Source organism: Microbacterium sp. lyk4-40-TSB-66 (assembly GCF_030209475.1).
Lineage (GTDB): Bacteria > Actinomycetota > Actinomycetes > Actinomycetales > Microbacteriaceae > Microbacterium.
Genome location: NZ_JARVRW010000017.1, coordinates 1 through 5,164, shown reverse-complemented (window position 1 = coordinate 5,164; position 5,164 = coordinate 1). Strand labels below are relative to the sequence as shown.

At 70.6% G+C, this 5,164-nt stretch carries 2 protein-coding genes; both read left to right on the top strand.

Annotated elements, in window-relative coordinates:
• The first annotated feature begins 254 nt into the window (after window positions 1-254).
• The gene (locus QRO03_RS15975) at window positions 255-3,845 is read left to right on the top strand and encodes an RICIN domain-containing protein (RefSeq protein ID WP_285138481.1); all 3,591 of its coding nucleotides are present in this window, start codon (window positions 255-257) and stop codon (window positions 3,843-3,845) included.
• A 121-nt stretch (window positions 3,846-3,966) separates the two neighbouring features.
• Window positions 3,967-5,013 (top strand): NAD(P)-dependent alcohol dehydrogenase, encoded by a 1,047-nt coding sequence (locus QRO03_RS15970; RefSeq protein WP_285138480.1) that lies wholly within the window; start codon window positions 3,967-3,969, stop codon window positions 5,011-5,013.
• Window positions 5,014-5,164 lie beyond the last annotated feature (151 nt).

Here is a 5,164-nt window from a genome sequence, read left to right as displayed (position 1 = left end):
CCCGCCCGGCGCGTTTGCCCTGCCGGGCTCGCCCCGCGGCTGCGCGAGGGCTTCCGCCCTCTCGGGCGCGTCCGACCTCCCGGTCACGTCCGCCCCGCGGCGCGTCCGCCACGCCGCGGCCGCTTCGGCCGGGAGGCGCACCGCTGGCCCTTGTGCGCGCTAACGAGCCTCGGCTAAGCTCGCGCTGGACGTTGCATGTTGACGTCAACACTCCCCCACGAGGCCGCACCGAAGCGGCCGGATCGGAAATGACGATGAAGTCACCTCGACTGTTGTCGATGACGTGCGCCGTGGCCCTGGCCGCCGGCGCCATCACCGCGGGCGCCGCCGTGTCCGCACCCGACGAGAGCCACGCCGCGACCGCGCCCGTCCGCATCGCGCCCAACCCCGCCACGGCATCCGAGCCGTTCGAGGGATGGGGGACGAGCCTGGTGTGGTTCGCCAACGCCACCGGCAACTACCCCGCAGACGTGCGCCAGAAACTGTTCGACGCCGTCTTCGGCGAGGACGGCCTCAACCTCAACATCGCCCGGTACAACATCGGCGGTGGCAACGCGACCGACGTCCCGTCGTACCTCCGCCCGGGCGGTGCGGTGCCCGGCTTCTGGAACCCCCAACTGCCGGCGACCGACGCGAGCGGCGCGATCACCTCGACCTACGCCGACCGCGAGCGCTACAAGGCCGCGTGGAACCCCGACGACCCCACCCACTACGACTTCACGGTCGACTCCGCGCAGCGCTGGTGGATCGATGCGTTGAAGGGCAAGGTCACCCACTGGGAGGCCTTCAGCAACTCGCCGCCGTACTTCCTGACGCAGAGCGGCTACGTGTCCGGCGGTATCAACAACGCCACCAGCGAGCAGCTGGCCACCGCCGACATGGACAAGTTCGCCGGGTACCTGACCACCGTCGTCGACGAGCTCGAGAAGGAACACGGCATCCAGTTCGACACGATCGACCCGTTCAACGAGCCGAACACGAACTACTGGTCGACGAACATCCCCGCCGGGCAGACCTGGCCCACCAGCGCCAGCCGCCAGGAGGGCGCGCACATCGGTCCCCAGCGCCAGGACGAGATGATCAAGGCGCTCGCCGCGCGCCTGGCCGACCCCGACACCGAGACCGACGCCGTCATCTCGGCGATGGACGAGACCAACCCCGGCATCTTCGCCACCAACTGGAACGCGTGGTCGCCCGCCGCCAAGGCGGCCGTCGCCCAGCTCAACGTCCACACCTACGGCACCAGCGGGCGACAGGTCGTCCGCGACATCGCCAAGGCCGCCGACAAGCCGCTGTGGATGAGCGAGGTCGAGGGCAACTGGACCCCCGGCAAGGGCTTCAACCCCGTCGACATCGGCAACGGCCTCGGCATGGCGGAGCACATCGTCGGCGACCTGCGCGAACTCGAACCCGACGCCTGGGTGTTCTGGCAGCCCGTCGAAGACCTCTACAACATGGAGAAGGTCGAGCAGCTCAACTGGGGCAGCGTCTTCATCGACTTCGACTGCAACGCCGAGGGCAACTCCGAGCGCCGCCTGAAGGACGGTGACGCCGACCCGAGCTGCAAGGTGCTCACGAACGAGAAGTTCAACACCGTGCGCAACTTCACGCACTACATCGAGCCCGGCGACCGCCTCGTCGCCAGCTCCAACGCGCAGTCCACCGCGGCGATCGACGCCGACGGCAGCGGCGCCACCGTCGTGCACGTCAACAGCGAGACCACCGACCGCACCGTCGAGATCGACCTGAACGACTTCGGCACGGTCGCCGCGGGCGCCACCGTCACGCCCATCGTGACGACCCAGTCCACGCTCGCGAACCCCACGGCCAACGCCCTGAAGCAGGGCGCCGCCGTGACGGTGAACCCCGCATCCAAGACCGCGCTGCTCACCGTCCCGGCACGCTCGGTCACCACCTTCGTCATCGACGGGGTCTCGGGTGTCGCCGACAGCGCCGCGAGCTTCCGCGACGGCCAGTCCGTCCAGCTCACCGGGCTGCAGAGCGGTCTCGCACTCGACGGCGGCGCCGCGCTCGCCATCCGCCCGGTCGCCACGACGGCCGCCGCGGCGAAGACGCAGACGTGGACCGTCCGCTCGCTCGACGGCGAGGGCACCAACCGCCACCGCTTCACCCTCGAGAACGCGGCGGGCCAGTACCTGGCCGTCGCCAACGGCGGTACGGCCCTCGTCGACTCCGACCCGACGGCCGCTGCCGCCGACGCCAACCTGCAGTGGATGGCATCCACCACCGACGGGGCGACGTATTCGCTGCTCAGCGTCGCGGACCAGCGCGTGCTCGACGTCAACGGCGCGAGCTCCCAGCCGGAGGCCCGTGTCGGTCTGTGGACCTCGAACGGCGGCGGCAACCAGCTGTGGCGGATCTCGGGCACCGCGGTGCTGGGCGTCGACCCGGTCACCGTCAGCACCCCGGTCGGCACGGCGCCCACCCTCCCCGCCACGGTGACCGCCCGCTACGCCGGCAAGACGCTGCGCGCGGTCCCCGTGACCTGGCAGCTCGACGGCAAGGATTGGTCGAAGGCCGGCACGGTGACGGTGCGCGGCACCGGCACCGACATCTTCGGGGCCACCGTCGAGGCATCCGCCACCGTCGAGGTCGGCGCGTACACCGCCGCCCGCCCCATCTCGATGACGGTCGCGGCCGGAAGCGCGCTCTCGAACGTGAAGGCGCTGGCGCCGACCACCGTGCAGGCCGAGGTGCGCGCCGACGGCGCGGGCTTCTGGACGCCCGTCACCTGGGCATGGGCCGACCTGACCGACGCGTCGTTCGCGAAGACGGGCACCGTCGTCGTGAGCGGCACCGCGACCGGCCCGAGCGGTGAGAAGCTGCCCGCGCGGTTGACGGTGATCGTGACGGATGCCGTCGAGCGCAACGTGGCACCGCAGAGCCGCCCTTCGGCGACGTACACCGAGAGCGGCTACCCGGTCGACCGCACCATCAACGGTCAGAGCACCGACAAGGGCTGGTCGAACTGGCGCTCGGGCACGAAGAACACGCAGGACACCCTGACCTACGCGCTCGCGGGTCCGGAGACGGTGAAGCGCGTGGCGGTGCAGTTCTACCGCGACGGTGGGTCCTTGAGCTGGGCGGACACCCTGCGCGTGGACTACCGCAGCGCGGGTGGAGCCTGGACACAGGGTGCGCTCCAGACCGTCCCGGCACCCGCGACGGGTGCACCGAAGGTGGAGGTGTCGCTCGGAGGCGTCGCCGCCGACGAGGTGCGGGTCGTGATGAACGCGCGGTCGCAGACGCACATGGTGGTCTCCGAGGTCGAGATCTTCGCCGCGGCGCCGTCGCAGGCGGGGATCGCCGACCTCGCCCGCCTGACCGTGGGCGCCACTCCTGTCGACGGGTTCGACCCGGCGCGCACCGAGTACACGGCCACGGTCGTGGGCGACGTGTGGCCGACGCTGAACGCGCAGGCGGTGGATCAGGATGCCGTGGTGCGCATCACCCAGCCCGCCGACGCCGGCGGAGTGGGCACCGTGCGGGTGACGGCTCCGAACGGTACGGAGCGCACGTACACCGTGACGGTGACGCGCACTCCCGCCGCCAAGGTCACCGCGACCGCGTCGTCGCGCTGCGTCGCCGGCAAGGTCGTCGTCGCGATGACGGTGCAGAACGACGGCGCCACCCGCGCCGACGTGCGGATCGACAGCCCCTACGGTGCGAAGAGCCTGGGCGCGGTCGAGCCCGGCAAGCGGGCGTCGGCGACGTTCACCACCCGCCAGGCGTCGATCCCCGCGGGGACCGCGACCGTCACGGCGACCGTCGACGGCACCGCCGCGACGATCCCGGCGGCCATCCCGGCGGCGACCTGCAAGTAGGACGATGACGGAAGGGGCGGCGACGTGGTCGCCGCCCCTTTCGTCGTCCGTCAAGGGTCCCCGTCGGGGGTGGGTCGTGGCGCAGGATGGAGATCTCTGAATCGACCCCCACAGGAGAACCATGCACGTCAACGCCTATGCGGCGTCGTCCGCGACGTCACCCCTCGAGCCGACCACCATCGAGCGCCGTGACGTCGGCCCGAAGGATGTCCTCATCGACATCGCCTACGCCGGCATCTGCCACTCCGACATCCACACCATCCGCGGCGAGTGGGGCGACGTGCCCTACCCCCTGACCGTCGGCCACGAGATCGTCGGCACGGTCGCCGAGGTAGGCGCGGACGTCACCAACCACAAGGTCGGCGACCGCGTCGGCGTCGGATGCATGGTGAACTCGTGCCGCGAGTGCGACAACTGCCTCGCCGGCGAGGAGCAGTACTGCGAGAAGGGCAACATCGGCACCTACGCGGGCACCGATGTCGACGGCACGATCACCCAGGGCGGCTACAGCGAGAAGATCGTCGTCGACGAGCACTTCGTGCTGCGCGTCCCCGAGTCGATCCCGTACGAGAAGGCCGCTCCGCTGCTGTGCGCCGGCATCACGACCTACTCGCCGCTGAACCACTGGAACGCCGGCCCGGGCAAGAAGGTCGCGGTCGTCGGTCTCGGCGGTCTCGGGCACATGGCCGTCAAGATCGCCCACGCCATGGGCGCCGAGGTCACCGTGCTCTCGCAGACGCTCGGCAAGAAGGACGACGGCCTGAAGATGGGCGCCGACCACTACTACGCGACGAAGGACGAAGAGACGTTCAAGACGCTCAAGAACACCTTCGACCTGATCGTCAACACCGTCAGCGCTCCGCTCGAGCTGAAGCAGTACCTCGGGCTCCTGACGCTCAACGGCACGATGGTCAACGTCGGCGCCCCGCCGGAGCCCCTGCCCATCCAGGTCTTCACGCTGTTCTCGAACCGTCGGTCGTTCGCCGGCTCGTCGATCGGCGGCATCCGCGAGACCCAGGAGATGCTCGACTTCTGCGCCGAGCACGGCATCGCCCCCGAGACCGAGCTCATCTCGGCCGACCAGATCAACGAGGCCTACGAGCGCGTCCTCAAGAGCGACGTGCGCTACCGCTTCGTCATCGACGCGAAGACCTTCGCCCCCGCGTGATCCCGGCTCCCTGAGCCCGGCACGATTCCGGACGCCACGGCCCCGACGCTCCTCGAGCGCCGGGGCCGCGGCGTCGATACCCCCGACGCTCCCCGAGCGCCGGGGCCGCGGCGTCGATACCCCCCCCCCCCCCCCCCCCCCCACACCCCCC